General features: G+C 63.9%; 28 protein-coding genes and 1 other RNA gene. 11 read left to right on the plus strand and 18 right to left on the minus strand.

From position 1 onward, the window contains the following. The first annotated feature begins 19 nt into the window (after nt 1–19). Together HL657_RS00925 and HL657_RS00930 are read left to right on the plus strand one after the other, a co-directional pair. The gene (locus HL657_RS00925) at nt 20–412 is read left to right on the plus strand and encodes a SpoIIAA family protein (RefSeq protein ID WP_317294983.1); all 393 of its coding nucleotides are present in this window, start codon (nt 20–22) and stop codon (nt 410–412) included. A gap of 80 nt (nt 413–492) precedes the next feature. Further along, on the plus strand, nt 493–1,359 hold the full coding sequence (locus HL657_RS00930) for a PHP domain-containing protein (protein WP_317294984.1): 867 nt from the start codon (nt 493–495) through the stop codon (nt 1,357–1,359). A gap of 6 nt (nt 1,360–1,365) precedes the next feature. On the opposite strand, the gene cls is transcribed toward HL657_RS00930, so the two are convergent. Next, nucleotides 1,366–2,799: a cardiolipin synthase gene (gene cls / locus HL657_RS00935; RefSeq protein WP_317294985.1), complete on the minus strand. Its 1,434-nt coding sequence runs from the start codon at nt 2,797–2,799 to the stop codon at nt 1,366–1,368. Between the two features lie 127 nt (nt 2,800–2,926). Between cls and HL657_RS00940 the strand changes: the two genes are divergently transcribed. The 4 genes from HL657_RS00940 (at nt 2,927) to HL657_RS00955 (ending at nt 5,661) form a co-directional block, all read left to right on the plus strand. Continuing rightward, the gene (locus tag HL657_RS00940) at nt 2,927–3,319 is read left to right on the plus strand and encodes a SpoIIAA family protein (RefSeq protein WP_317294986.1); all 393 of its coding nucleotides are present in this window, start codon (nt 2,927–2,929) and stop codon (nt 3,317–3,319) included. A 29-nt stretch (nt 3,320–3,348) separates the two neighbouring features. Next, complete coding sequence (locus HL657_RS00945; protein WP_317294987.1) at nt 3,349–4,374, plus strand: hypothetical protein; 1,026 nt, start codon at nt 3,349–3,351, stop codon at nt 4,372–4,374. Between the two features lie 12 nt (nt 4,375–4,386). Continuing rightward, nucleotides 4,387–4,696, plus strand: an RNA gene (gene ffs, locus HL657_RS00950) — signal recognition particle sRNA. 11 nt (nt 4,697–4,707) lie between these two features. Next, complete coding sequence (locus HL657_RS00955) at nt 4,708–5,661, plus strand: malate dehydrogenase (protein ID WP_317294988.1); 954 nt, start codon at nt 4,708–4,710, stop codon at nt 5,659–5,661. 23 nt (nt 5,662–5,684) lie between these two features. Here the strand turns inward: HL657_RS00955 and HL657_RS00960 are convergent, their stop codons facing one another. Genes HL657_RS00960 through HL657_RS00970 form a run of 3 tightly spaced genes read right to left on the minus strand, consistent with a single transcriptional unit; the run spans nt 5,685 to nt 6,754 of the window. Continuing rightward, on the minus strand, nt 5,685–5,939 hold the full coding sequence (locus HL657_RS00960; protein ID WP_317294989.1) for an elongation factor 1-beta: 255 nt from the start codon (nt 5,937–5,939) through the stop codon (nt 5,685–5,687). A gap of 2 nt (nt 5,940–5,941) precedes the next feature. Next, entirely contained in the window at nt 5,942–6,106 is a 165-nt protein-coding gene (locus HL657_RS00965) for a zinc finger domain-containing protein (protein ID WP_394804635.1), read from the minus strand. A gap of 45 nt (nt 6,107–6,151) precedes the next feature. Further along, nucleotides 6,152–6,754, minus strand: a complete 603-nt coding sequence (locus tag HL657_RS00970; RefSeq protein WP_317294990.1) for an amino acid kinase family protein — start codon at nt 6,752–6,754, stop codon at nt 6,152–6,154. A 40-nt stretch (nt 6,755–6,794) separates the two neighbouring features. On the opposite strand from HL657_RS00970, the gene HL657_RS00975 reads away from it, so the two are divergent. Beyond that, nucleotides 6,795–8,471, plus strand: coding sequence for a phospholipase D-like domain-containing protein (locus HL657_RS00975; RefSeq protein ID WP_317294991.1), 1,677 nt, complete (start codon nt 6,795–6,797; stop codon nt 8,469–8,471). Between the two features lie 4 nt (nt 8,472–8,475). Here HL657_RS00975 and HL657_RS00980 read toward each other — a convergent pair whose 3' ends face one another. Both HL657_RS00980 and HL657_RS00985 read right to left on the minus strand, forming a co-directional pair. Further along, nucleotides 8,476–8,793 carry a transcriptional regulator gene (locus tag HL657_RS00980; protein ID WP_317294992.1) on the minus strand — a complete coding sequence of 106 codons (318 nt, stop codon included), beginning with the start codon at nt 8,791–8,793 and terminating at the stop codon, nt 8,476–8,478. Next, complete coding sequence (locus tag HL657_RS00985) at nt 8,790–9,023, minus strand: winged helix-turn-helix transcriptional regulator (RefSeq protein ID WP_011845280.1); 234 nt, start codon at nt 9,021–9,023, stop codon at nt 8,790–8,792. Before HL657_RS00985 ends, HL657_RS00980 begins: the two co-directional genes overlap by 4 nt. Before the next feature lie 70 nt (nt 9,024–9,093). Between HL657_RS00985 and HL657_RS00990 the strand changes: the two genes are divergently transcribed. Beyond that, nucleotides 9,094–9,459, plus strand: coding sequence for a hypothetical protein (locus HL657_RS00990; protein ID WP_317294993.1), 366 nt, complete (start codon nt 9,094–9,096; stop codon nt 9,457–9,459). Nucleotide 9,460: 1 nt separating this feature from the next. Here HL657_RS00990 and HL657_RS00995 read toward each other — a convergent pair whose 3' ends face one another. Continuing rightward, nucleotides 9,461–9,676 (minus strand): hypothetical protein, encoded by a 216-nt coding sequence (locus HL657_RS00995; protein WP_317294994.1) that lies wholly within the window; start codon nt 9,674–9,676, stop codon nt 9,461–9,463. Between the two features lie 227 nt (nt 9,677–9,903). Between HL657_RS00995 and codB the strand changes: the two genes are divergently transcribed. Beyond that, complete coding sequence (gene codB, locus HL657_RS01000) at nt 9,904–11,184, plus strand: cytosine permease (RefSeq protein WP_317295605.1); 1,281 nt, start codon at nt 9,904–9,906, stop codon at nt 11,182–11,184. Here codB and HL657_RS01005 read toward each other — a convergent pair. The 3 genes from HL657_RS01005 to HL657_RS01015 all read right to left on the minus strand — a co-directional run bounded on the left by HL657_RS01005 (nt 11,177) and on the right by HL657_RS01015 (nt 13,668). Next, nucleotides 11,177–11,680: a ferredoxin-thioredoxin reductase catalytic domain-containing protein gene (locus HL657_RS01005; protein WP_317294995.1), complete on the minus strand. Its 504-nt coding sequence runs from the start codon at nt 11,678–11,680 to the stop codon at nt 11,177–11,179. The genes codB and HL657_RS01005 overlap by 8 nt on opposite strands. Further along, nucleotides 11,673–11,948, minus strand: coding sequence for a glutaredoxin family protein (locus HL657_RS01010; RefSeq protein ID WP_317294996.1), 276 nt, complete (start codon nt 11,946–11,948; stop codon nt 11,673–11,675). The genes HL657_RS01005 and HL657_RS01010 overlap by 8 nt, the downstream gene beginning before the upstream one ends. A gap of 76 nt (nt 11,949–12,024) precedes the next feature. Beyond that, entirely contained in the window at nt 12,025–13,668 is a 1,644-nt protein-coding gene (locus tag HL657_RS01015) for an MBL fold metallo-hydrolase (RefSeq protein ID WP_317294997.1), read from the minus strand. 150 nt (nt 13,669–13,818) lie between these two features. On the opposite strand from HL657_RS01015, the gene HL657_RS01020 reads away from it, so the two are divergent. Beyond that, nucleotides 13,819–14,358 (plus strand): hypothetical protein, encoded by a 540-nt coding sequence (locus tag HL657_RS01020; protein ID WP_317294998.1) that lies wholly within the window; start codon nt 13,819–13,821, stop codon nt 14,356–14,358. A gap of 12 nt (nt 14,359–14,370) precedes the next feature. On the opposite strand, the gene ftsA is transcribed toward HL657_RS01020, so the two are convergent. Together ftsA and HL657_RS01030 are read right to left on the minus strand one after the other, a co-directional pair. After that, the gene (gene ftsA, locus HL657_RS01025) at nt 14,371–15,726 is read right to left on the minus strand and encodes a coenzyme F390 synthetase (RefSeq protein WP_317294999.1); all 1,356 of its coding nucleotides are present in this window, start codon (nt 15,724–15,726) and stop codon (nt 14,371–14,373) included. Between the two features lie 42 nt (nt 15,727–15,768). Next, nucleotides 15,769–17,277 (minus strand): SLC13 family permease, encoded by a 1,509-nt coding sequence (locus HL657_RS01030; RefSeq protein WP_317295000.1) that lies wholly within the window; start codon nt 17,275–17,277, stop codon nt 15,769–15,771. 336 nt (nt 17,278–17,613) lie between these two features. On the opposite strand from HL657_RS01030, the gene HL657_RS01035 reads away from it, so the two are divergent. Beyond that, entirely contained in the window at nt 17,614–18,615 is a 1,002-nt protein-coding gene (locus HL657_RS01035) for a DUF3821 domain-containing protein (protein ID WP_317295001.1), read from the plus strand. A gap of 7 nt (nt 18,616–18,622) precedes the next feature. Here the strand turns inward: HL657_RS01035 and HL657_RS01040 are convergent, their stop codons facing one another. From HL657_RS01040 to HL657_RS01065, 6 genes are all read right to left on the minus strand, one after another. Further along, a complete protein-coding gene (locus HL657_RS01040; protein ID WP_317295002.1) occupies nt 18,623–18,934 on the minus strand; it encodes a HEAT repeat domain-containing protein in 312 nt (103 codons plus the stop codon). Then, entirely contained in the window at nt 18,931–19,293 is a 363-nt protein-coding gene (locus tag HL657_RS01045; RefSeq protein WP_317295003.1) for an STAS domain-containing protein, read from the minus strand. The genes HL657_RS01040 and HL657_RS01045 overlap by 4 nt, the downstream gene beginning before the upstream one ends. 85 nt (nt 19,294–19,378) lie before the next feature. Further along, complete coding sequence (locus tag HL657_RS01050; protein WP_317295004.1) at nt 19,379–20,557, minus strand: putative hemolysin; 1,179 nt, start codon at nt 20,555–20,557, stop codon at nt 19,379–19,381. A gap of 123 nt (nt 20,558–20,680) precedes the next feature. Beyond that, the gene (locus tag HL657_RS01055; protein ID WP_317295005.1) at nt 20,681–22,504 is read right to left on the minus strand and encodes a DUF2207 domain-containing protein; all 1,824 of its coding nucleotides are present in this window, start codon (nt 22,502–22,504) and stop codon (nt 20,681–20,683) included. 6 nt (nt 22,505–22,510) lie between these two features. Continuing rightward, a complete protein-coding gene (locus HL657_RS01060) occupies nt 22,511–23,086 on the minus strand; it encodes a LemA family protein (RefSeq protein ID WP_394804640.1) in 576 nt (191 codons plus the stop codon). Between the two features lie 122 nt (nt 23,087–23,208). Beyond that, entirely contained in the window at nt 23,209–24,885 is a 1,677-nt protein-coding gene (locus tag HL657_RS01065) for a PAS domain S-box protein (protein ID WP_317295007.1), read from the minus strand. Between the last annotated feature and the right edge of the window lie 383 nt (nt 24,886–25,268).

Raw genomic sequence — 25,268 nt, forward strand, 5'->3', positions numbered from 1 at the left:
CCCCGGAGAGGGGGGGGCCATGCTCGAGGGGATGGCAACAGGTGCGGGAGAAGTCGTCGGGTTCCGGTTCGACGGCGAGATGACGGCAGGAGATTACGACGGGACGCTGATCCCGGCACTTCTGGACGCGGAGAAAAGCCACCCGGTTCTCCGGATACTCTTTCATATCGTGAAATTCCACCGCTGGAAGTCGCACGGCTACTGGGAGAGGCTCAAGGACTGGCCGGGGATGGAGAAAGTCGACCGGATCGCGATCGTCGGCGGCGAGAAGTGGGAAGAGTGGATGAACCACCTGCCGGGACTCTTCGTGGGGTTTACGGGTATCGACGTCCGCTATTTCACCGACGACCACCTGGACGCAGCCATCGGCTGGCTGCGGGAGCCGATACCCGTTGAACTGGAAGGTAGATAGGTGCCGGTACCGTCCGTTTCCGGAGAACAGGCAACTCTTTTTCATCCCTGGACACCTACTGGTGATCAGACAGAAACCCCATGCAGTATTATAAAGACATCGTATTCCAGAAACCCCTGCCCAATGAGATCCGGCGTCTCGGGCTGCTCCCGGCGGACCTTCACTTCCATACCCGGCACTCCGACTCCGCCACCCGCATCCGCGATGCGCTGAAACTCGCGGCCCGGCGGGGAGTCGGGCTTGCGATCACCGACCACAACCAGGTCAGCGGCGTGGCCGAGGCACAGCGGCAGGGGATCCGGGTCCCCCTCGTCCCCGGGATCGAGGTCAGCGCCAACGACGGCCCGCACATCCTGCTCTACTTTTACTCGGCGTCCGATCTGCGGGACTTCTACCGGCGCCACATCGAGAGAAATCGGAGGGACGGCCCGTTCACCGCGATACGCCTCGACACCCCCGAGATCCTCGACCGCCGGGAGGGCTACGCCTGCATCGCCGCCGAGGCGCACCCCTGCGGCTACGCCTTCTTGAACAGAGGAGTGCAACGGTGCGTCGCCGGTGAGTGCATCGGCGAAGAGATCTTCTCGCGCCTCGACGCCCTCGAGGTGATCTGCGGCGGGATGGCCCGGTCCCACAACCTGAGAGCGGCCGGGCTCGCCGTCACCCACCGTCTCGGGCGGACCGGTGGGACCGACGGTCACCTCCTCCACGAACTCGGGGGGGTCGTCACCTGCGCCGAGGCCGATACCGTCGAGGAGTTCCTGGATGCAATCCGGGCAAAAAAGACCGTCATCATCGGGCGCGAGCGGCCGCTCTACGAGAAGGCGGTGATGGGAACCGCGGTCCTCCCGCACCATCTCCCCTACACCGTTCCCATCCTCCAGGCCCGCTGGGAGCAGGGCCTCCCCCGGATCAGGAAATTCGTCCAGGGCCGGCTGAACCGGTGAGAGATCTCACCCGAGCGGCGAGAAGAGACGGGAGACCGACTCCTTCACCCGGACGCCGAAGGGTCGATCCCGGTAGTTCTCCGACGTGATCTCGGTGGACGCGGCGAGATCTTCCTCGAACGCCCGCATAAGATCGGCCCCGACGGCAGCGTCGTAGAAGAACGCGTTCGCCTCGAAATTCAGCCGGAAACTCCGGACGTCCCAGTTCGCGCTCCCGACCGAACCTGCCTTTTTGTCGACGACGATCGTCTTCGCGTGGAGGAACCCCCCGTCGTAGGTGTAGGCCCGCACCCCGGCATCCAGCAGGTCGCCGATGAACGAGAGGGTCGCCCAGTAGACGAACGGGTGATCGGGCTTGCAGGGGATCATGATCCGGACGTCGACCCCGGAGAGTGCCGCGAGCCGCAGGGCGTCGGCGACGCTCTCGTCCGGTATGAAGTAAGGCGTCTGGATGCAGATCGATTCCCGGGCCGAGTTGATCAGTTTGAGGTAGCCCTCCTTGATCGGGTTCCACCGGGTATCCGGGCCGCCGGAGACGATCTGAACGGGTGTCGTGCCGGGAGCATCCTCCTCAGGGAAATAGCAGGTCTCGAGGCCCGGGTACTCGCCGGTCACGTAGTTCCAGTCAAGGAAGAACCGGAGCTGGAGCATCCGGACGGCGTCTCCCGTGATCCGGACGGCGGTATCGCGCCAGCGGCCGAGCGGCCCCTTCCCGAGATAATCGTCCCCGATGTTGAACCCGCCGATGAACCCTACCTCCCCGTCGATGACGGCGATCTTGCGGTGATTGCGGTAGTTTATCCGGTACACCGAAGGGAAGAAGACGCCAAGCTTCCCGCCCGCGTCCTCCAATTCAAAGAACGCCTTCCGCGATCCGCCCCCGGCACGGGATCCCATCGCGTCGAAGAGGAGACGGACCTCGACACCCTCCCGGGCCTTCTCTGCAAGGGCGCGGACGACCGCCCGTCCGAGTTCGTCGTCGTTGATGACGAAGTATTCCAGGTGGACGCTATGGCGTGCTCCCCGGATCGCGGCAAAGAGCGCGTCGAACTTATCCTGGCCTCGGGTGTAGATATCGACCCGGTTCCCCTCGGTCAGGTACGCCCGGTTGTTCCGGAGGAGGAGGAAGATCGCAGCGCGGAACTCCTCCGCCGCCGGGGTGGCGAACCGGTGATGGTTGCCGGCGAGCGCCCGGTGCTGTCTCTCGAAGACCCCCTGGAGAAAACAGCGGTCCTCGTGCTCCTTGACGACGAACATCCTCTGCCGAGTATAGTTCTGCCCGAAGAAGAGGTAGAGGGCGAACCCGACGGGGGGCAGCAGAAAGAGAACAACCAGCCATGCCGTCGTCGCCGTCGGGTTCCTCCGCTCGAAGAAGACTATCGTGACGGCGAAGACGATGTTGAGGGCCAGGATGAACCCTATCGAGAGCAGCAGTTCCACTCAAGAAACCCCCTGCCGGAACAGGGCGTTCCTGTCTATCTCCCCGCAGGGGTATATACATACCCGCCGGGATATCACCCGGCGGTCAGCCATACCTTTTTTTCTTCGGAGGGCTATAGGAGCACCCATGCTTGACCGGATGAAGGAAAGTTCGGGGAGTGTTCTCGGGTTCCGGTTCGACGGAAAGCTGAGCGAGAGCGATTACGCCACCATCCTGATCCCGGAACTGGAGCGAGCGATGAACGACCACCACAACGTCCGGGTCCTCTTAAAGATCGAGGGCTTCCGCAGCTGGAGGCCGGGAGAGGGCTGGGAAGCCTTCAGGCAGTGGCCCGGTCTCGAGAGGGTCGACCGCATCGCCGTCGTCGGCGGAGAGCGGTGGCGGGAATGGATGAACCACCTGCCGGGGCTCTTTGTCGGCTTTAACGGGGTCGACGTGCGCTACTTCCCGGAGAGCCGTCTCCGGGACGCCTGGGGCTGGCTCCGCGAAGGGCTCGTGGTCGCGCCGCAGGTCGCATGACTATATATCGTGGACCCCAACGCATCGGTATGCATTGTCCGGTCTGCGGGCACGACTGCGTCACGGACGCCCGCACAGTCCTTGCGGAACTTCCCGGTCGATTCGCCCCGTGCCCAGACTGCATGGGGCTCGTCTACGACAAGAGGAGTCCCCCACCCGATATAGATACGGCCGAGCCCTGCCCTGCCTGCGGAAAACGGTTCATCGACGAGGTCTTCGCCCACATATACCGGGTGATGGCCGCTGCAGGGGATCTCGCCGGGACCGAACCCCTCGCCGCCGTCGGGACGCCACTCGTCCACCCGGGGTTTGCCATGCGCTCAGCCCCCTACCTGCCGCCCGGATCGCTCGTCCTCCTCTCCCGGTCGGCCAGGGAGCGGACCGCCGGACGCCTGGTCGCCGAAGTTCCCGAGATCCGGGGGGTTGTCCGGACGGGTCCCGGGACCCCGGGGGTCAGCGATACCGGTGCGGAGCCCGCAGAGCACGCCCTGCTTGCCGGGTGCGACGTCCGGTCCGACGTCTTCACGACCCGTGCGGGACCTATCGTTATCTACAAGCAGCAGTCGGCCCTGCACATCGAGTTCCCCCGGGAAAGAGACCCAAAGATTCTCTCGCTCGAACGTGAGATGGATCGGCACCAACCCCGGATGTTCGTCGATGCCTGCTGTGGCGCCGGCACCCTCAGCCTTGCCGCTGCCCGGGCGGGCATCCCCCACGTGATTGCGAACGACGCCTGGTACGCGGCGGCCTACTGGACCGCCTGCAACCTCCGGGTGAACCGGGAATCCTGCGGTGTTGGGGAGGTGACGATGCACCGGTCCTACGATGACCTCCGACGCCTGCCGGTCGCGCGGGACCCCATCCTCGTCGCCACTGCCAACGGCGCGCACGAGATCGAGATCTACCAGGGCGATCTGCGGCTGCTTCCGACTGTCCTCCCGCCAGGGATCGACCTTGCCGCCCTTGACCTCTTCGAGAAGAAGGACGCCGGGAAGATCGAAGCGATCACCCGGGCCTGGCGTGCCCGGGTGGGCGGAGCTATTTTTATCCCATAGACTCCAGTATATACGGGGACTAGCCCGGGTGGCTCGGCGTCACCTGTCACCCGAAACCGCCGTTAGCGGGGGGCGAAGTCTGAGGAAGGCCGCAGCGGCCTGCAGGATCCTCTGCGTCCCGACTGAGAAGCCTCGTCCCATGAGGTCGGCGGAAAGGGATCAATGCCCCGGAGGGGGCGGCGACCTTTTGCCGCGGGTACCGGTTCAGGCCCGGAAGGGAGCAGACTTACCGTGGACGTTCGGCGCCCATGGGGTCGCGGGGTGGAGGAGGGATGCAGCGGTGAATGCTTGTGCGCACGGCCGACCGAGGACGTGTCCCCAACGGCGATTTCCATGGCAAAAGTAACGATTCTTGGGGCTACAGGAAACGTCGGCGTATTTGCGGCCCACACCATATCCGAGATCCCGTATGTCAGCGATATGCTGCTTGTTGGGAGGCCCGGACGCGAAGATTTCCTCGCGGGTTGCTGCCGTGACTTATCCGACTCGTTTGCTGCACGAGGCACTGACGTCCGGCTTTCATACGGAACCAGTCTTGCAGACACAAAAGACTCAGACATCATCATATGTACGGCGGGTGTGCCCCGACGGCCGGGACAGGACAGGAACGACCTTGCCTTTGAGAACGCAAAGATCATCGCCGAAACCGCCGAAACCATCGGCCGGTCTTCACCCGACGCCATTCTCTTTCTTGTAACAAACCCCGTCGACGTCACGACCGCCGTCGCCCTGAAGTATTCGGGGCTCCAGCCGAGACAGATCTTCGGCCTCGGAACGCACCTCGACTCGATGCGTTTGAAATCCCTGATTGCGCGGTACTTCCGCGTTCACGTCAGTGAGGTGCATACGCGTATCATCGGCGAGCACGGCGACAGCATGGTTCCGCTCTGGTCGGCAACGACAATCGGCGGCATCCGGATCAACAGCCTGCCCACCTTCTCGGGCCTGCCCGCGCAGGAGATGATCGACGCTGTCAGAACAAGCGGCGAGGCGATCATCAGGGATAAGGGTTCTACCGTCTACGGGCCGGGGGAGGCAATTGCAACCCTTGTGAAGACGATCCTCGGGGACGAAAACCGTATCCTCACCGTCTCAAGCTACATCAAAAGCGAGATTCACGGGATCGGCGATGTCTGCATCGGCGTACCCGCCCGCATCAACCGTGACGGCGTCTTTCCAGTTCCGCTCAGCCTCGAAGAGGACGAGGTCGCCGGATTCCGCGAGTCGGTCAAGAAGATCCGCAAAGTAACTGCCGACGTGATGGAACGGCTCGAAGCGGCTCGTTAAGAAAAAGAGTATCGGGAATCCACTTATACGAGCGTGGATTCGATGATCTCGGCGCTTGCAACGCCTTCGATCTGCTGGAGTGCTGCTTCGACTTCATCAGGAGCCCCGGCTTTGTCGGGGACGACGATGGCGGCTTTCAGCGCCACGAGACCGAACCCAATCGGTTCTTCCCGGATATCGTCGACCTGGACGGCTGCCTTGACCGCTGCTTTGAGCGCTTCACGGTCAACATCGGGGGATTCCGGCATTATCTTCACGATTATGGCTACATTTCCCATTATTATGGCCCCTGGAACCCGCACTTCGGGCATGTATAACCTATGCTCTGCTCCCTGCACCGGTAGCACCTGTTAATCTCGTGCGCACACACCGGGCACGGGAACCAGGTGGATCCTTCCTCAGCCAATGTGGCGTTGCATGAGGTACATCGATCTCTCGCTATCATCGTCGTTTCCTCGAATGTTAACCTATCATATCGCCCCCGCAGCAATTAAAATCTCGGATCTACGAGAGTCCCGACGACCGTCTCATCCCGGAGGGCCCGGCGGACCCGGTCGTCGTGCCTGCCGTTCACCACCCGTGCCCGGATGTTGTGCTCGAAGATGAACCGGAAAAACGCAGGATCGACCTCGTCGGAGGTGATGGAAGGATCCTCGACCTGCGTGAGGAGCTTGCGGCGGTGGTGGATGCCGTCGACCGATTTCAGGAGCAGGAGATCGGCCGAGAGTTCGTGCGCGACCCAGGCGGCGATGGTGTCGGAGGTGACGTCCCAGGAATGGGGGAGAGGATCGGTCTTGCGGAGAGCGCAGTAGGGGAGGAAGACCGCCACCTCCGTGGGGTCCGCGAGGGTGGAAACCGCCGAGATGCCGTGCGAGGCGATGTACCACCCGAACTGCTCCATGCCGGCGACCGCCATCCAGTGGGCGGCGTCCTCGGAGACGTCGAGGCGCCGGACGAGGTCGGCGAACTTTCCGCCGCCGGGCACGATCAGCACCGGGCGCCCGGCCTCCAGGAAGATCCCGAGCAGGGGGACAGTCCGGTCAAAGAGGCTTCCGCCCACCTTGACGACCAGCGGGGATGCAGGCGAAGTCATATCGTTTTGCTATTAAACCGGAAAAGACATAACTTTGCGTATGCGCCTGATCGCCGCCGTTTTAATACTCCTATGCCTCCTTGCCGGCACGGCCGGTGGTATTCAGATTGTCGAGTTCTGTCCAGACCCCTATCAGCCCGGCGATCCCGACGAGTATCTCGCGCTCGAGGGGACAGGGGTGCTCGATGGTTACGTCCTCTCGGACGGCGAGGGCGGCTACCGGTTCCCGCCGGGAACCCGGATCGACGGGCGGCTGGTGATCGCGAGAGGCGGGCCGGCGTTCGAGCAGGCGCACGGCTACCTTCCCGACTTCGAGATCGAGGCGCGGACAGCGGCCGTGCCGGACGTGATCCCGAACGGGAACCTCCTGATGGCGAACAGGGCCGACGAACTCCTCCTCTACCACGGGACCACCCTCGTCCAGCAGATCGTCTGGCCCGGTGACGTCCATCCACGGGAAGGACAGATTCACTACCTGGAGGACGGCGTCTGGGACCCGCGCCCGCTCTTTATCGGCCAGTCCCGTCTTCTACCCGCGACGTTCGACGGCGTCGCGGTGACCGCGTTCGTCGCCCCGGACTGCTCCTACGAGATCTTCTCGGCGGCCGTCGCGGAGGCGGAGCACGAGATCCTGGTGAATGTCTACGAGTTCACCGACGAAAAGATGGCAAACGACCTCATCTGCGCCCTTGATAGGGGGGTGGGCGTGACCGTTCTCCTCGAGGGCGGGCCGGTGGGCGGCGTCTCCGCAGAAGGGCGAGCAGTCGCGGGCGCCCTCAACCGGAGCGGCATCCCGGTTCTTGCGATGACGACGACGGATGCCGCCCACGCGAAGTACCGCTACGACCACGCGAAGTACCTCGTCATCGACGGGAGCACCGTTCTGCTCGGGAGCGAGAACTTCAAGCCCGGCGGCTACCCGGCACCAGGGCTGCAGGGCAACCGCGGCTGGGGCGTCCTCCTCGAGGACCCGGGACTCGCAGCCTACTTCCGGGAAGTCTTCCTCTTCGACTCGGCGGGAGGGGATATCGTCCCGCTTGAAGTGACAGCGGCCGAGCTCTGCACACCCTGGGCACCCGACTACACCGTGGAGTTCGCTCCCTGCCGGGCGGAAGAAGCCCGGGTGACCCCCGTCCTCTCCCCGGACACGAGCACGCTCATTCTCGGGCTGATCGAGGGGGCGGAAAAGAGTATCGCGATCGAGCAGGCCTACATCACGAACGAGACGCCATACGATCTCAACCCTTACCTCACGGCCGCGATCGACGCCTCACGGCGGGGAGTCGTTGTCCGGGTGCTCCTCGATTCGGTCTGGTTCAACACCGAGGGCAACGCGGACAACGACGAGATGGTCGAGACCATCAACCGGATTGCGGCCGCCGAAGGGCTGCCGCTCGAAGCGCGGCTCGCCGACCTTGAAGCGAACAACCTGGCGAAGATCCATAATAAAGGCGTCATCGTCGACGACCGGGCGGTGCTCGTCAGCAGCATCAACTGGAACGCCAACTCACCGGCGTTCAACCGGGAAGCCGGTGTGATCATCGAGCAACCGGATATCGCTGCCTACTACAGAGAGGCTTTTGAAGACGACTGGAACGCCGCGCAAGAAGAAGGAGCGGGAGATGCTCCCGGACCGGACCTGCTCAAGATTGTGGCGGCGGCATGCATACTCGCCGGGCTCACGGGGCTCTATATCTACCGGCGGAGACGCATCTGAGGCCTCACCGTCTGCCGGCAAGGTCAGCGGAGCGGCAGACGTCGCAGATGGTGATCGTTCCTTCGCCCGAGGCGACGGCGGAGACCCACCGTTCAATGACTGATTCGAGGTCTCCGGGGAAGTTTTCCCGATTAAATCCGCGTTTTCTGCTCATGTACTGGGATATCGCGGCCCTGCTGATCCCGAGCCGCTTCGAAGCTTCGCTCTGGCTGATCCCGCGTTCGTTCACCAGACGGTAGACCATCTCGGCGCGCATCTGGGGAAGCAGCCTTCGTGCGAGGGTATCGCAACGCATGATGTCGCAGGAATAAGGCTCGGTCATTGTGCAGACACCATCTGGGAGTCTTTGTACTCATAGAGGATCTGTCGGGCGTCCCTGAAGTTGAACTTCTCCACGATCATATCGTTGTCTTTGAGCCTCTTTAAAGCATAGCGCACGGTGCGGGGGGCCAGACTGCTGAGACGGACGAGCTCCTTATGGGTCAGGGCACCCCCACCCTCAAGCAGCAGGAGGATCTTTCTGGAGGAGGGGGGAAGGTTCACATCATCCATGTAAGTGAGTTAACGCTGTTAACATATCAAACTGACGGAAGTTATTAGCCCGGGAGTCGATAGGAGTACCATGCTGGAACGACAGGAGAAAGCAGCACTCGCCGTCCTCGTATGCGTCGTCGGGATCGTGCTTGCGGCACACCTTCTCTTCGCCGCATTCGGCCAGTCGCTGGTAGCGGATCCGTATTCCGAAGAGGTTCCCGATGGAGCGCTGGTCCTCCTCGAAGGGAGCATCGAAGGGATCAGGGAGACATCGACCGGTGGACACCTGATCCTCACCATTAACGGCACCCCTGTCTTTCTGCCGCAGAACGTGGCCACCGGGCTCGAGCTCCACGAGAACGAGAACATAACGCTTTACGGGATCGTCCAGACCTACCGCGGGACGCGAGAGGTGGTGGTGTCCTCTGCCGGGGATATCCGGGTGGTGAAATGACCTACTTTGTCTTCGTGTAGAAGATATCAGCATCGTCGGCGTCCCCGAAGAGGGGCTGTCCACGCCGGGGTTTTTCAGGGTTTTCTTCCGCCTTTTTGACCTCCGGTTCAGGCTCCCGGCGAGCGGGGGCCGGGGTCTCGTCGCGTCTCTCCTTCCGTCGTCCCTCCACACCGGTCCCGGAGGGCAGGTCTCCGTCGTTAATCCGCACGCTCGGCATACAGGAGAATCGCCCGGCCCGCTATATGACACCTCTGGATCAACCGCCGATGATACTGGATTTTTGGATACAGTGAGCCGCTCTCCCCCCACCCATCAGGCAGGAGGCAGCGATCAGAGGGGGGAGCGGACGTAGGACTGGTCCTTGCACCGTGCCGTGCCGCCGCGCGGGCATTACGCGGCAGAGATCCGGAAAAAATTTCCACACAGAAACAGAAATATGCAACCATTGCGCGAGCAGCAGTAACCCGGGGAGAGAGAGCCGGCGACACAACGGGCCGGAGCGGTGCGGAGGATTACCCGCTATCCGCCGTCCCCGGCAACGCCAGACGGGGATTCTGGCCGATCAGTCTGGTGCTGCTCGGGTTCACCTTCTTCTCCGCCACGATGTGGGGTGGCGGCAATCTCGGGGTTGCGTTCCCGCTCTGGCCAGACCTCGCCGTGATCATCCTCTGCGGGAGCACGATCCTTGCAGTCTACGTCGCCGGCCTCGGGTACGTCGGCTACAAAAGCGGCCTCTCCACCGCCCTCTCCGCCCGGTTCGCCTTCGGTGAACTGGGAAGCCGGTGGTCCGACGCCCTCCTCGGGTTCACCCAGATCGGGTGGTATGCCTGGGGGACCGCGACGATCACGATCATCCTCACCCGCCTGCTGGACCTCGATACACGGCTGCAGGCACCCCTGATGGTCTGCTTTGGCCTCGCCTTCTGCCTGACGGCGTACATCGGCTACCGCGGGATTGCAGCTCTCTCCCGTGTCTCGGTCCCCGCGATGCTCCTTCTCATCGTCGCGAGCGTGTCGGTCGCCCTCCAGGATGCTGGCAACGGAGCTGCCCTCCTCCCGTCGGGAACAGCATGCGCGCTCACGCTCCCCGAAGCCCTCACGATCGTTGTCGGCACCTTCGTCTCCGGGGGCACCCAGGTCGCCAACTGGACGCGATTCGCCGGATCAGCGCGCATCGCGGTGGGTTCCACGTTCCTCGCCTTCTTCCTCGGGAACGGGCTGATGATCGCTGTCGGGGCCGTCGGCGCCGCCGTATACGGCCTCTCCGACATCGTTGAGGTGCTGGCAGTCCAGGGTCTTCTTTCCGCCGGCGTCCTGATGCTCTTCTTAAACATCTGGACGACCCAGGACAACACCATCTACAACTTCTCGGTCGCCGGGTGCCACCTCTTCAGGACTGAACGCCGGCGGCTGGTCACCTTCGCCGGCGCAACCACGGGAACGCTGCTCGCGCTCCTCGGGATGTATGACTGGCTGATCCCCTACATGACCCTCCTTGGGGTATTCATTCCGCCGCTCGGGGGGGTGATCATGGCCGACTTCTTCATCCGGCACCGGGGGCGCTACCCCGCGCTCGGGGAGGTGGCCACTCCCCGGTTCAACCTGCCGGGGCTCGCAGCATACGCTGCCGGTTCCATCGCCGCCCTCGTGGGCCCCGGCATTCCTCCGGTGAACGGGATCGTCGTCGCGTGCCTCGCCTATGCGTGCCTCGTCCGGCTCACATGAACCGTTCGAACCGTTCGCGGGGCACCCGGCAGATCGGGCAGATCTCGGGCGGTTCGTTCCGGGCACAGAGGTAGCCGCAGACCCGGCACCGCCAGACCGGGTACTTCAGGTCTCCCGGGACTGCAGCACGCTCCTCTTTCTGCCGCTTGCGCTCCGCCGGCCCCGGCCGCCGCTCCGGGACGGGATCGGCGGCACGCTTCCCGGCCTCCACGTTGGCAGTGACGTAGAGGGCGCAGTAACAGGCGCCGTAATCGTCGAGATCGGGGTCCCGGTAGTCGCAGGGGCAGATGATGTCGAGGTCGTCCTCCCGGTCTCCCGAGGCGAGGCGGCACGGGCAGGAGATGTAACCGTAACGCTCCTGGTTCGCGAGCAGCCCCCTGACGAGGTCCCGGGTGAACTCCCGGTCCGGGTTGAGATGATAACCGCCCGCCTCTGCCTCGCGGGCGAGGTCGCGCGTGAACCGGTCGACCTCCCCGTCACTCACCGCGTCAGGCACCGACCGCCTCCCGGATCTCGTCTTCCCGGAACCCCACGATCACCTTCGTCTCATTGATGACGACCGTCGGAAACGAGACCTGGGGATTCCAGCGTTCGACCTCCCGGACCACATGATCACGCTCCTCCCCCGCGAGCAGATCCACGTAGACGTACGAGAACCCGACGCCGAGGTCGGTGAGAAGTTCCTTCGTCCGGGCACACCAGCCGCAGGTGCTCAGGGCGTAGAGCATTACCCTGCCGCGGTCGACGCCAGGCACGTGCTGCATCTCTACCAAAAAACCTCCTCCGTTTCACCCTGCTACGGGGGCCGAAGGTAAGTAGCTTGCCCTGGAGCGGGGTGGGTCAGGAGGAAGCGGGCTCAAGGAGAAGGGACAGGCTGGCACCATTCCCGGAGATCGCAAGCGACGCTCCCGAGAGCCCGAACTTCCGCCGGTAGAACCGGAGCCTCCGGGGAGAGAGGAGTACGGAACCCTCGATCAGGAGCCCGACCGCATCCCCCTCCCGCCGGAGGGTGAGCCGGATCTCCCGGGCGCCGGCGGTCGCCATATCCTCGAGGACGCCGACGACTTCGTCACAGAACCGTTCCCGGTCGATCAGCACCGGCGGGAGTGGACCTCCGGCGTCAAGAACCAGATCGACGTCCTCAAAGAACGGGAGGTAGGCGAGCCGGGAGACGAGTTCCGCCCGGTATGCCGCCGGGTCGTCCGCCGATTCGATGAACGCCTCGTCCGAGAACGGCGGGGTCAGGAGACCGGCCACGAGCTCGCGAAGCACCGGCGGGAGGTCGGCAGCGGAGAGGTGCGCGGTGTCCCGGTAGCCCACGATCGTGTTCATGAAGTCGGTGAGCAGGCGGCCAGCCCGGCGAAGGAGCGACGCATCGACGACGTGATCCAGCCGGTCTCCCGCAAAGTGGGCCTCGATCCGCTGGATCACCTGGACGGCCTTGAGGACCAGCTGGACCTCGAACTTCTCCCCGGCGTTGAACTCGTCGGTAAACCGTGAAAAGTCAGTGAGAAACCCGTCAATCTGGTCGGACTCAAGGAGTTCCAGGTAGCGCCGGGCCTCTTCGGCCTCGCCGAGGTCGTCGAGGCGGTAGGCGAGGGCGTAAAGGCGCCCCGCGAGCACCGCAAAGGTCCGGTTGACCTCCTGGAGCAGGTCGACGGCGTGCTCCAGGGAGTCAGCGAGCCGTTCCCGGTCGAAGGTGCCGATGTCGGCCATCTTCTCCGTCTCCCCCTGCAGCCGGTCGAGGAGCGCCGGCATCGCCGTGGCCGGAATGCTCCTGCCGTGGCCCGGGCAGCAGAGGCTCACGGGTTCGTGGGCAACGATCCACCGGACCCTTCCTACGGACTCAAGCAGCGCCGGCTGGTCCCAGCCGGCAAGCCCGGCGATCCCGGGGCTCGCGGAGAAGAGGAGATCGCCGATGAAGAGATACTCGCCGAGCCGGATGCAGATGCTGTCGGGCGTGTGCCCGGGGGTGTGGTAGACCGAAAGGACATCTCCGGAACGGAGCGCGATCCGCTGCCGGTGGAGGGTGATGCCGCCGTCTGTCTCCAGGGTTTCGCGGTCGCGGGCAGCAAGAAGGGGGAGGCTGACCGGAAGCGGCTCGACCTCCCACCCCATGAGCTCCGCAACCGTCAGGGCCGCATCGCCGGCCTCGAGCGCCCGGGCTCCTGTCTCCTCTGCGGCGATGCAAAGATGCGGAAGAGACCGGAACCGCCGGTCCCGGGCGGCCTGGTAACAGTGGTCGGCGTGGCAGTGGGTGAGGAAGAGGGTGACCGGCCGCGGGGTTTCCCCGAGGAGATCGTCCACCTGTTCGAGGATCCGCTCCATCTGCCCGGGGTCCGCCCCCGTATCGACGAGCAGGATCTCGCCGGGTGTCCGGATGAGGTAGGCGTTCGAGCAGGTGACGTCTGGTTTCCGGAGGAAGGGGTAGATCTCGGCACCGGCGGTACCCGGCACCGGCTGCCATTGTTGGTCGTTGAGCATGTCTGCACCTGCAAGGATAACTGACCAGTGTTAGACTGCAGGGGAGAAAAAGCAGGCTGGTTTTCCCCGTAAAGAGGAACGCCCGGCCGGATGGCGGGGCTCGGGTAGTTTCTTATCCCACTGTGCAGGAAGGAGAAGTGAGGTGAACGTATGAGTGTCAGAAGACTTGCCGGAATCGCGGCCGCGCTCGTGATTGCGGCATGGGTTTGCGGCACTGTCGCCGCACAGCAGACGGGCATCAACGAGATCGGTATGGTCACCGCCGGGGAGTCGATCACGATCGGCGGGACGACGAACCTTGCGCCCGGCAACCGCCTGCTTGTTGAGGTGACGCCGGTCGGGTTCGGGCCGGGGAACGCCCCGGTGCAGGGAGGGACGGCCGGGACGGCCGTCGTAGAGGAGGGGAACAACACCGCGAACACCTGGTCGTTTGAGGTCGACACGACCGGGTTTGAGCCCGGGGAGTACAGCGTGACCGTGGAGTGGGTCGAGGGCGACGCCGCCGCAAGCACCATCTTCACCATCGCCGAGGCGGCGGCGGCAACCCCGACGCCGACGGTGACCCCGGCCGCCACCACGCCGTCGACGACGATGGCGACGACCCCCACCCCGACCGCGGCAGGGCCTGCTCTCCCGGTGGCGGCGGCCCTCGCGGCAGGGCTGGCCGGCTACCTGATGCGGGGGCGGTAGGGGGGATACTCCTCACCGCCGGTCCACGATCCGCTTCGGCCTGCCGGGCGCCCGGTGGAGTTCGAGCCCGCCCGGCGGCGTGACGGTGCAGAGGATCTGGAGAGAGCCATCCTCGTATGCCGCCGAAAGGCCCGGAACCGACCGCAAAAGGGCGGCAAGGAACGTCTCCCCGACCTCGCCCGCATCGACGCGGGCGGGATCGAAGCACTCCATGCTCACCCGGAGGACGGTCTCCCCCGCCTCGTCGCCGCCGTAGATGAACGCCTCGTACTCCCCGTTCAGGTGAGCCATGTTCTCGGGCGCAAAGACCGCCGCCTCCACATCCACACGGTTGAGCGCGATATCCCCGATCCGGACCGTCTCCGCCTCGCGCCGGGGGGTGGCGATCCGCATGTGCGTCCGCCCGCAGTCGCACCGCTCCCGGGAGGCGACCGAGCAGGTATCCTCCGTATCGTAGTTGATGAGAAGCGTCCCCGCCCGCTTGCCCGGCGCAAGCAGCGTCGTGTAGACCAGCCGCCCGGTCTCGCCATCGTGGACGAACCGGTTCATCCCGGGGTCGTAGAGGTCGAAGTGAACCAGATCCTCGGGGACGTGGAGCCCCACCTGGCGGGTGCACTCGCCGCACATCGTCCCCTCGGTGCTCCCGTAGGAGTTGTAGACCGGGCATCCCCAGACCTCCTCCAGGTAGCGCCTCGACTCCGGGGCGAAACTCTCGCCCCCGACGACGAGGCGCTTCACGCCCGCCTCCTGTGGCGGGTGGCCTTCCGCCTCCATCCTGCGGGCGAGCCGCAGAAACTTGAAGACGCTCCCGATCAACGCCGTCGGGCGGTACTGTTCCATCACCCTGACCGGGAAGGTGCACTTCCCCTCCGGGACGATCGCCATCCCGATGTCGCGGGCGGCGAGGGTCATGGTATTCGCGCCGACGTTCTTCCCGTAGGAGGCGCAGACCACCACCCGGTCGCCGGCCTCGAAGCCCTGCGAGACAAAAAGCCGGGCATACTTCTCCGCATACCGCTCCCAGTCCTCCCAGGTGAGGAAGAAACTCTTCGGGATACCGCTCGTCCCGGAGGTCTCGTTGACCGTGAAGACCGACTCCCAGGGGACGCTCTTGAAGCAGAACTCCTTCTCGTGCGGGGGCTGATACCGCCGGATTGTCGCCCCGGAGATGATGGGGAGATCCCGGAGATCCTCGTGCTCCCGGATAGCCTCCGGGCGGATGTTGTGCCGCTCGAACCACCGGCGGTAGAAGGGGGAGTGCTCCCTCGCGTACCGGACGGTCAGGCGGATCCGCTCGTCGATCAGCGTATCGAGATCCGATCGCGCAAGCGTCTCCACCGCCGGATCATGATATCGGTTGCCTGTCATCCGGCCGGGATAGGCGCAGGGGATAAAATAGGTGCCGGGGGATCAGAGCGCCCAGGCGGGAATCTCCAGGGGAACCCCGAGCGCCCAGAGAACGATCGTGTAAAGGCAGATCATCCAGAGCGCGACGCCGATGAGGTCGAGCGCCCAGCCGGACCGGAGAAGGTCTTTCGCCTCGATGTACCCGGTTCCGTAGGCGACGGCGTTCGGCGGGGTGGCGACCGGGAGCATGAACGCCATCGAGGCGCAGACCGCGGCGGTCATCATCAGGACGATTGGGTTCAACCCCATGCTGACGGCCGTGACCGCCATGATCGGCATCAGGACGGCGGCCATGGCCGTGTTCGAGGCGATCTCCGAGGCAAATGAGACTCCCAGCGCCACGATGAGGATCAGGAGGATGACCGGGAGGCCGTGGATAAGCGTGAGCGATTCAACGATCGCCGCGGCAAGTCCGCTCGCGAGGAACCCGTTCGAGAGGGCGATGCCGCCGCCGAAGAGGAGCAGGATGCCCCAGGGGATCTTCACCGCCCATTCCCACTCCATCGTAAAGATCCCCTTCTTCATGTCGACCGGGAGGACGAAGAGGAGGAGCGCACCGAAGATCGCGATGGTGGAGTCCTTGATCCCGGGGAAGATCATGTCGAGGCCGGGGATGACAACCCCGCCGATCTCCTTCGTCTGTTCGAATACCCAGGCGAGGGCGGTCAGGGCGAAGACGATCAGCGTCCACCGCTCGCCGGCGGAGATCGGGCCGAGTTTCGCGAGTTCCTCGCGGATGATCCCCCGGGCGCTCGGGAGGCTCGATCCCATCTGCCGGTACGGAACCTCGATCAGCCAGAGCCAGGAAAGGAGGAGGAATACGGCGGCGAACGGAACGCCGAACTTCATCCAGGTGAAGAAATCGATGGTGGGCGCGTCGGGAAAGATCGTCGCGAGCTGGGAGATGAAGATCCCGTTCGGGGGCGTGCCGATGATCGTGGCAATCCCCCCGATGCTCGCGGCGTAGGGAATGGAGAGGAGGAGGCAGCGGGCGAGTGCCTGATCTTTCACGCCGAGGCTCTCAAGGGCTTTTTCGCTCCCGGGGATGATCGTCAGGATGATCGCGACCGCGATCGGGATCATCATCATCGCTGTTGCGGTGTTCGAGATCCACATCGAGAGGAACGCGGTGGCGACCATGAATCCGAGCACCAGGCGCCTCGGGCTCGTCCCCACGAGGCGTATGATATGCAGCGCGATACGCCGGTGCAGACCCCACCGCTGCATCGACATCGCGATGATGAACCCCCCAAGGAAGAGGAAGATCACCTCATTGCCGTATGACTCAGCCACCTTCACCGGCGAGAGAACCCCGAGCACCGGGAAGAGAACCAGCGGAAGCAGGGCGGTCGCCTCGAGGGGGATGACGCCCGTGACCCAGAGCAGGATCATGAGGATGGTCACTGCTGCGACGGACTTGGCCTCGGGCGCAAGGACGGTGGGATCGACGGGAATCGCCAGAACCACGAAGAAGACGAGGAGTGATGCAATGATAGCGGCGACCCTGTTCATCATCAGAAATTGGGGAAGAGATTATTTAAGCGTAAGGAATCTTCTTGCAGAAGATTACAGAGAATGTGGAGGAAAACCAGGCCAATTCGGGCCCCCCACCCCTCCACGCCGTTTCCTGCGGCCCTACGGCCTGCTCCGCACGGAGAGGAGCCATAGCGGCGTTACACTGTCCTGTCAGCAGAAATCAGCACGCGGGACCTCCGGGCGCAATATCGCCCTGGCCGCGGGATCGCGGCGCCGGCGTCGTGACGGGGCTGTGCGCGGAGGGCCGGCCGCACGGAGGGGCCGGACCCCGCCACGCCAACCTATATCAGCAGAATCAGCACACAGAGTGTCATGGCACCATATTGGATTCGCAGGCGAGGCCTCACGATCCTCCTCGCCGTCTGTCTTCTTGCACTCTGCGTGGGGCCTGCCGGGGCCCGCGGCCCGACGATCAGCGATATCCAGCCCTATGACACGATCTTCGTCTACGAAGAGGGGCTCGATCTCTCGCAGCTGAGGAGCGCAGCCACGGGTAACCCTGTCACAGCGCTCCGGAAGTACCAGGACGACAACCCCGACCGGGCGGTCACGAGAAGTATCACGGTCACTGACGATACCAACTTCAACGTGCAGGAGTTCCTGGTGCGCGACGACTACGGGCCCTACTACGCCTCCAACCCCACGGACGGCAACACAGCGCTCGTCTTCATCCGCGAGCCCGAGATCTTCCTCGATGTTGTGCTCGCGAGCCCCAACCACAACGAGCCCCTGGCCGGGCTTACGGTCTCACCGAACACCCGGATCGCGTTCCGGGTAGTCACCCCCGACGTCGGGGCGTTCTACCAGGCGGGCGGCGTCTACCCGGCGACGATCGACCTCGTGCTCACCACACCGGGCGGTGCGGAGACGACCAGGATCGGCAGTAACAACTTTGCCGGACTGAACGTCAGTTCGACCCGGTTCTACACCGACGACTCCGGCATGCCGGGCGCAGTCCGGCTCGGCGACCTTGGTGCGTCGGGAACTTACTCCGTCCGGGCCGTGTGGAGAACACCGGCGGGGTTCGACGCTTACGCCTCAGACTCTGAGGCGGTGACGTTCACGGTAGCAAACCGCGTCGGGGTTGATACGACCGCGAAACCGACGCCCACCGCAACCGTGACGGCCACGCCGACGACCGCGGTCCCGACAACTCCGCCCACGACCGCACCGACGATAACAGAGACGGTCACACCGGTGACAACCGCGACGACGGAGCCGGCAACCCCCACGCCGACCGCAGCACCGCTCCCCGCCGCCCTGGCCGTAGCAGCGATCGGGTTCGCCCTGACGCTCGCCGGCAGACGATGGTAAGGAAAAATCAGCAGAACCGGCAGCCGCAGCCCCCAGCCGCGTCCCTGATCCGGCGGAGGGCGGCGGCCGCCCATCTTACGACGCCCGGATCGGTGTCCTCGAGCGCCTCCATTAACGCCGGGGCTGCTCCAACATCCCCGATCATCCCGAGGGTGTAGGCCGCCCACATCCGGATGCGGGGATCTGGATCGTCGAGCGCGGTAAGAAGGGCTGGAAGGGCGGTCGGGCCGAGGGCAGCAAGCTCCGCCGCCGCCGACATCCGGTCGGCGCTCCCGCCGTCGCGGAGGATACCGATCAGCGCATTCGTTCTGCCCGTCACGGCGACTCGTTCTCCTTCTTCTCCTGCTCGCTCGAGGCAAGGATCTCGTCCAGGCCCACGTAGATAGGAAAGACCTCGTGGACACCCGCCATCAGGAAGACCTGATAGACGTCGGGCTGGAGCGCGCAGAGTGCCATCTCTCCATCCACCCGCTTCAAAGCACGAAACTTGCCGAGCAGTACCCGTAGGCCGCTGCTGCTCATGTAAGCCGCCTTCTCCAGGTTCACGAGCACCCGTTTCCCGCCCCGCGCCAGCACCGAGGAAATCGCCGTATCCAGGCGTTCTGCCGATTCTGCATCGATCCTGCCGTCAACCGATACGACCGCCGTATCCTCCCGCTCACTGACTGTTACGTCCATGACATTCCTATCAGCGCAGCAAGGAAAAAAGCGCTCGTTTTGTACCGGGGTTCACGCGAAACGTGCGCTCTCCAAAAAGGGGTGGTCAGTGGGTCTGCCGGAAATAGTCCCAGGCATCGACCTCAGTGCCGTTCGCAAAGATGCAGACGCCATACTCGCTGCCGTCGGGGTTCTTCCGGATCTCGTAGGTGTGGCCCTGCTCGATGCACCAGACCGCGGCCGGGTTCGCGATGCCGGCGCTTCCGCTGCACGCTGCGCAAGTCCACGGGACGTCGATGATCTCGACCGGGGTTCCCCACTGCTGGATCGTCGCGACGTCACGGGCGACTTTACCGGCGAAGGTAAGGCACTTCCCGTCGACGTGATAGGTCTCGTTCAGGTCGAGCGGGAGGTAGCGTTCGCCGTCATCGGCGACGATACCGTAGAACCCACCCTCAAGGTCGACATAGGTGACCTTCCCGGTCTTCGTTACGTAGGTCGCGTTCTCCGCCGTATCGATGGCGATGACCTCGACGGGGGTGCCCCACTGCTGGATGGTTATGGTGTTCTCCAACACCCGGGCGACGAACGTCACGTTCGCCCCATCGACCTGCCAGGTCTCGTTCAGGTTGAGCGGGAGGTAGTGCCCGCCGTCGTCGGCGACGAGGCCGTAGAAACCGCCCTCAAGATCGATGTAAGTGACCGTGGCATTTCCGGAGACGAGCAAGGCGCCTCTGATCAGCTCGATCGACCGGATCTCCACCGGCGTTCCCCACATCTGGATTCCCGCGACATCTTCCTGCACGTCAGCACTGAACTGCACCCGGAGACCATCTTGCCGGTACTCCGCCGGAAGGTTTCCGGGCAGGTAGTTCCTGCCGTCATCGGTGACGAGGCCATAGAAACCACCCTCGAGGTCGATGTAGGTGACCGTACCGTTCGTCGCAACCGTCCGGCGGGTGTCGCCCTTCTCAATCTCGACGATCTCGACCGGCGTCCCCCACTGCTGGAGGGTCGCTGTATCCTCCATAATATCGACGACGAACGCGACGCGGAGGCCGTCTTGCCGGCATTCCGCCGGAAGATCGGTGGGGAGATAGTGCTCGCCGTCATCGGCGACGATACCATAGAACCCGCCTTCGAGATCGACGAAAACGATCGTGCCGTTCCCGGAGACGTGTTCGGCCAGCCCGTTCTCTTCACCGGCGGTCGTGCACCCGCAGGCGATGATGGCCCCGAAGAGAACAAGGACGATGACCATATAGTTTGGATAGGATCCCGTCATAAGGCATCAACAGGGATACATTCTCCCGCTGGAGGTAAGTAGATTACCTTAACTACGAAAGGATTCGGACTTATTTACCCGGCGAGGCTATGTACCGGGCGAAAAAAGTGTCGAAAGAGAGCGTCAGCGTCCCCCGACGCCGCCGCCACCAAAGCCGCCGCCACCACCGAAGGACCCGCCGCCACCGAACCCTCCTTTGCCGCCGCTTGACGGCGGAGAGTAGAGGACGATCGGGGCAAAGATCACCGGCATCCTCGAGTAGAGCGGCATCCCGACGTCCGGGAGGTTGATGTTCAGGTTCTTCATCGCCTGCTCGACCTTATCGCCAAGGCCGAGCGCTGTCCCGTAGACCAGCCATTCCCCCCACATCGAGAGGTCTGCGGGGGAGTACTGCCGGATCAGGGCGAGGTCCGAGAGGAAGTAGGCGAACGCGTCCCACTCGAGTTTCTCCTTGTAATGATCCCCCTTCCAGAACCCAAAGAGCGTCGAGGGGAAGAGGGCCGCGATCCCGACCTGGACTGCGACGATGAACGAGAGGACGCCTGCCGGGATGAGGAGGTAGGCCGCGCCGGGCGCGAGAATGAACGCGAGAATCGCAAGCCCGCAGGGGATGGCGCCGAGGAAGACGAGCGGGAGGATCATCGTCCGGCCGTCTTTCACATACCGCCGTGCGAGGGTGGTATCCACGTCCCGGGTCAGCGCGGCAAGCGACTGCTGGTACTGCAGGATCCGGTGCTGGTAGCCAGGGCTCCGCCGGGCGGTCTGGGCGAACTTCTCAAGCCCGGTGGTGTCCACGACATGGTCGTCGGCGATGTTTGCGAGGAAATTGAGCACCCGCTGTTCGTAGGGGTCGCTCGACTCCCCCGAGACGATCCTGACCGTGACACCGTCGCCGTCCGGTTTCTCGGCGACCACGATCTTTTTCTGCCGGTGGAGATCGAGAACCGTCGCATAGAACCCGTTATCGTCGAACTCGAGGGCGTCGCCCTTGAAGAGGAGGTTCACCTGCCAGGGTTTGAGCGCGGTATTCGGCGTGAAACTCAGGTACTCCGGCACGGTAAACTGCTTCTCCCTGCCGTAGCGGAGGTAGACGCCGAGGAGAATGAACGGCATCGCGAGGACAAGGGCGGTCGCAAGGCCGTAGAGAACGCTTGCCGCGCCGTAGAGGATCGGGGGCCAGCGGTTGGCGTCGGCCGCCTGCTGCTGCACGTCCGGGACGAACTCAGGGAATCCGTCGATCCCTTCCATGAACGCGGGGTCGAGGATCATCTCGACGTTCAGCGCGTCGTCCTGGGGGGCGCTCCCCGTGATGATGACGGCCTCTCCCGCCGGCTCGATCTCGAGGGTCGGGGGGTGCGTGTAGACCTCCTCGATCTGCCCGGAGAACGGCAGGGTTATCCGGAGGTCGCGGTAAGGGACGTGCTCGTCCACGAGTTTCAGGTTCAGGTGCGCCCACTGGCTGTCATACTCGATCGGCGGCCGGACAATGTAGCGGTACTCCACCGTATAGGTGCCCGGGGCGAAGTAGTCAGGGTTGTAAAGGCCCACCTCGTCGTCGAACGCAAGGCTCTGGATCGCCGCGAGATCGGAGGTGGTCGCGGTCCCGGCGGCCGTCCGCACCTCGCCCAGGTGATCCTTGACGTAGCCGATGGTTCCGGGCGGAGCGGTCATCCCAACAAACTCGATATGCGGCCGGTCGATGGAAGCGAAGGCGAGCGGCGCGTCCCAGTAGCGAAAGAGCATCCGGTACTCCCCAGCCGAACGGACGTCGTAGGTATAGCGCTCGACCAGGGTCCCGTTCTCGTAGAAGACGGCATCATACTGCTCGACGTCCAGGTTCCCCCGGAAGATGGCGGGGAGCGCGTTCGCTCCGACGACCGCCATCACCCCGACGATCAGGGTGATGGCAACAAGGACGAGAATCTGCTGCCGTTCAGTTACGCGCATATTTCATCAGAACGCTATCGTCGGAACCCGCTCGATCTCCTCACCGAACTCCAGGTACTCCAGCTTCTTAAAGCCCATGACGCCGGCGACCAGGTTCGAGGGGATCGTATCGGTCATGGTGTTGTACTGCTGGGCGATGTTGTTGTAGGTGTAGCGGTGCCGGGCGATCTCGTCCTCGACACCCTGGACCGCGCCCATCAGGTTCTGCACCGTCTGCGAGGTCTTGAGGTCGGGGTAGTTCTCAGCGACGGCGAGCAGCCGCCCGAGGACCGACCGGGACTCGCGTTCGAGCTCGTTCAGGTCGCCCGGGCCGGCGTTGCCGATGCGTGACCGCATCGCGGTCACCTCGGTCAGGGTCTCCTTCTCGAAGGCCGCGTAACTCTTCACCGCACCGAGGAGCTGCTCGATCATGTCCAGCCGCTTCTTCATCGCGACCTTCACCTGCCCGACCGTCGCTTCCGCGGAGTTTTTGAGGGAGAAGAACCGGTTGTAAATGCCTACGCCGGCCGCGACGATGCCGATGACGATCAGCACCACGACGACGATAAGGACAAGGGAGATGATGTCCACCAACGTTGTCACCACTACTCTATGTGCCCTGCGGCGTATTTAAGGGATTACCCCCGAAACCGTAGAAAGGAAGAGCAAAGCGATGATACGGCCGGATCCCCCGGGGATCTCTGTATCGCCGTGACCCGGGCCGGCTACTCCACGATCTCCTCGCCGGAGCTTACCATCGCCACGACGTTGCCGTCAGCGTCGCGCAGGAGGGCGTTGTGCCAGAGCATCGGCCGCTCCCGGCCGTCCCGGGTGACGACCGGGCTCTCCTCGAAAGGTGGCGGCTCGATCCGGCCGGCCACGAGGCGCTGAAAGTTCTGGGCAAGACGGTCGCGCAGGCGCTCCGGGACGACCGTCCCAAACCAATTCTTCCCGGCGAGGCCCCCCTCGGTATACCCGAGAATCTCGCTCCCCTTCCGGTTGACGAGGTCGATGGTGCCGTCCGCCCCGATCACCGCGATCATCACGCCGGCCGCCTCCAGGTAGCCCTGCGCCCGGTCGCGCTCGGCAATCAGGAGGTCCTCGGCGGCGGCGCGGTCGGTGACGTCCTCGGCGATCCCGAGCATGTACTTCAGCATACCCCGGGAGTTGAAGATCGGGATCTTCTTCATGGAGATGGTCCGCCCGCTTGCGAGGTGGGCCTTCTCCTCAAGAGCAACCGTTCGCTCCAGGAGGTCCCGGTCGCCGTCGGCGAAGAATGTCACCATCTCCGGCGGGAAGAGATCCGTGGCCCGTTTTCCCCCCATCTCCTCCTGTGTCATCCCGAGGAACGTCTCGGCGGCCTTATTCGAGAAGACGAACGTGTTCTCCTCCACCTCCCGGACGAAGACCATGCTCGGGATGTTATTGACAACTGAGTAGAGGAATGACTTCCACTGGGCCACCCGTTTTGCGGCATGCGCCCGTTCGGTGACGTCACGGCAGACCACCCGGTAGCCGGTGAAGTCGCCGATCATGTCGTAAACCGGCGTGCCGCTCACCTCGAGGATGACGGGGCTCCCATCCCTATGAAGCATCGTCCACTCAAAGAGAACTCCCGGTTTCGGGTCGGCGAAGAGTTCGGCAAACTGCTCTCTGACCCGGTCCACCTTCTCAGGGGGCATGAAGTCACAGGGTGTCTTTTGCAGCATCTCCTCGGGTGTGTAGCCGAGAATCTCCTGGCTTTTGGGGCTGACGTAGGTGAACGTGCAGGCCTCGTTGACGTTCAGGATAAGGTCGCTGATGTTCTCGACGAGGTTCCGGAAGAGCATCTCGCTCTCGCGGAGGGCCTCCTCCGCCCGCCGCCCCTCGGTGATGTTCTCGAGGATGATGGTGACTCCCGGCGCCCCGTCGTTGAAGACGGTGGGGATGAACTTGATCCGGAAGAAGAGCTCCTTATCGAGCCGCAGGAACCGGAGTTCCTCCGTGACCTCGCGGCCGTTCAGGGCATCGGTGATCCGGCTCCGTATTAGCGGGTGGTCGAACGCAGCAAGCGGCGACGTCTCGATATCGTTCCCGATGATCTCATCGCGTTCCCTCCCTGCAAACGTACAGACGGCATCGTTTGCCTGGACGATCCGGCGGTCGCGGTCGAGCACCAGCACAAGATCCGACGAGAAGTTGAGCATGGCGGCGATCGGAACTCTCTGCGAGAGGTAGAAGACCTTGGCCTTCCCGTAGGTCTCCATCTCCACCTGGCCCGATACGAGAAGGACGTCGAGGTACCGGGAGACGGTGTTCCGGTTGATCCCGACGGCGGCGGCAAGATCGGAGACCGACATGCCCCGCGGGTGCTCTTTCAAGGCGCCAAGCAAGAGAGAGAGTGCGTCGGTAGTGGGATCCATGTGCAAACAGAGTTTCGCGCCGGGGGATATAGGGTTTTGCAGTGTCGCATGCTATGATGCCACACATAACGCCACACCATAATGCAAAGCATTGACCAAAAACAATATAAATGGAACAGATCAATGTATGATCCCCAGAGTCGGGAGATGGGGAATCTCCTCGACAAACCGGGCTGCACTGGCACATGTGGTTCGGACCGGCACAAGAACGGCTGGGAACGGTGAACAAAACATTCACCACGCTGATTGCGTCAACGTCACAACACGCCGGGAAACCCCCGGTACACAGGCACACCTCTCTAAACACTCATACCGGCACGGTGGATGGGGGCCCGGGCGGGCGGCACAACCGCTCCGGAACTGCCCGCAGCCACCGCATGGTT

The sequence above is a fragment of the Methanoculleus nereidis genome (assembly GCF_032944295.1).
In the GTDB taxonomy this organism is placed as follows: Archaea; Halobacteriota; Methanomicrobia; order Methanomicrobiales; family Methanoculleaceae; genus Methanoculleus; species Methanoculleus nereidis.

Coding starts and splice junctions, on each gene's coding strand:
- HL657_RS00925 (WP_317294983.1), top strand. CDS start 20: ATGCTCGAGGGGATGGCAACAGGTGCGGGAGAAGTCGTCGGGTTCCGG.
- HL657_RS00930 (WP_317294984.1), top strand. CDS start 493: ATGCAGTATTATAAAGACATCGTATTCCAGAAACCCCTGCCCAATGAG.
- HL657_RS00940 (WP_317294986.1), top strand. CDS start 2,927: ATGCTTGACCGGATGAAGGAAAGTTCGGGGAGTGTTCTCGGGTTCCGG.
- HL657_RS00945 (WP_317294987.1), top strand. CDS start 3,349: ATGCATTGTCCGGTCTGCGGGCACGACTGCGTCACGGACGCCCGCACA.
- HL657_RS00955 (WP_317294988.1), top strand. CDS start 4,708: ATGGCAAAAGTAACGATTCTTGGGGCTACAGGAAACGTCGGCGTATTT.
- HL657_RS00960 (WP_317294989.1), bottom strand. CDS start 5,939: ATGGGAAATGTAGCCATAATCGTGAAGATAATGCCGGAATCCCCCGAT.
- HL657_RS00965 (WP_394804635.1), bottom strand. CDS start 6,106: ATGATAGCGAGAGATCGATGTACCTCATGCAACGCCACATTGGCTGAG.
- HL657_RS00970 (WP_317294990.1), bottom strand. CDS start 6,754: ATGACTTCGCCTGCATCCCCGCTGGTCGTCAAGGTGGGCGGAAGCCTC.
- HL657_RS00975 (WP_317294991.1), top strand. CDS start 6,795: ATGCGCCTGATCGCCGCCGTTTTAATACTCCTATGCCTCCTTGCCGGC.
- HL657_RS00980 (WP_317294992.1), bottom strand. CDS start 8,793: ATGACCGAGCCTTATTCCTGCGACATCATGCGTTGCGATACCCTCGCA.
- HL657_RS00985 (WP_011845280.1), bottom strand. CDS start 9,023: ATGGATGATGTGAACCTTCCCCCCTCCTCCAGAAAGATCCTCCTGCTG.
- HL657_RS00990 (WP_317294993.1), top strand. CDS start 9,094: ATGCTGGAACGACAGGAGAAAGCAGCACTCGCCGTCCTCGTATGCGTC.
- HL657_RS00995 (WP_317294994.1), bottom strand. CDS start 9,676: ATGCCGAGCGTGCGGATTAACGACGGAGACCTGCCCTCCGGGACCGGT.
- HL657_RS01010 (WP_317294996.1), bottom strand. CDS start 11,948: ATGCAGCACGTGCCTGGCGTCGACCGCGGCAGGGTAATGCTCTACGCC.
- HL657_RS01015 (WP_317294997.1), bottom strand. CDS start 13,668: ATGCTCAACGACCAACAATGGCAGCCGGTGCCGGGTACCGCCGGTGCC.
- HL657_RS01020 (WP_317294998.1), top strand. CDS start 13,819: ATGAGTGTCAGAAGACTTGCCGGAATCGCGGCCGCGCTCGTGATTGCG.
- ftsA (WP_317294999.1), bottom strand. CDS start 15,726: ATGACAGGCAACCGATATCATGATCCGGCGGTGGAGACGCTTGCGCGA.
- HL657_RS01030 (WP_317295000.1), bottom strand. CDS start 17,277: ATGAACAGGGTCGCCGCTATCATTGCATCACTCCTCGTCTTCTTCGTG.
- HL657_RS01035 (WP_317295001.1), top strand. CDS start 17,614: ATGGCACCATATTGGATTCGCAGGCGAGGCCTCACGATCCTCCTCGCC.
- HL657_RS01045 (WP_317295003.1), bottom strand. CDS start 19,293: ATGGACGTAACAGTCAGTGAGCGGGAGGATACGGCGGTCGTATCGGTT.
- HL657_RS01050 (WP_317295004.1), bottom strand. CDS start 20,557: ATGACGGGATCCTATCCAAACTATATGGTCATCGTCCTTGTTCTCTTC.
- HL657_RS01055 (WP_317295005.1), bottom strand. CDS start 22,504: ATGCGCGTAACTGAACGGCAGCAGATTCTCGTCCTTGTTGCCATCACC.
- HL657_RS01065 (WP_317295007.1), bottom strand. CDS start 24,885: ATGGATCCCACTACCGACGCACTCTCTCTCTTGCTTGGCGCCTTGAAA.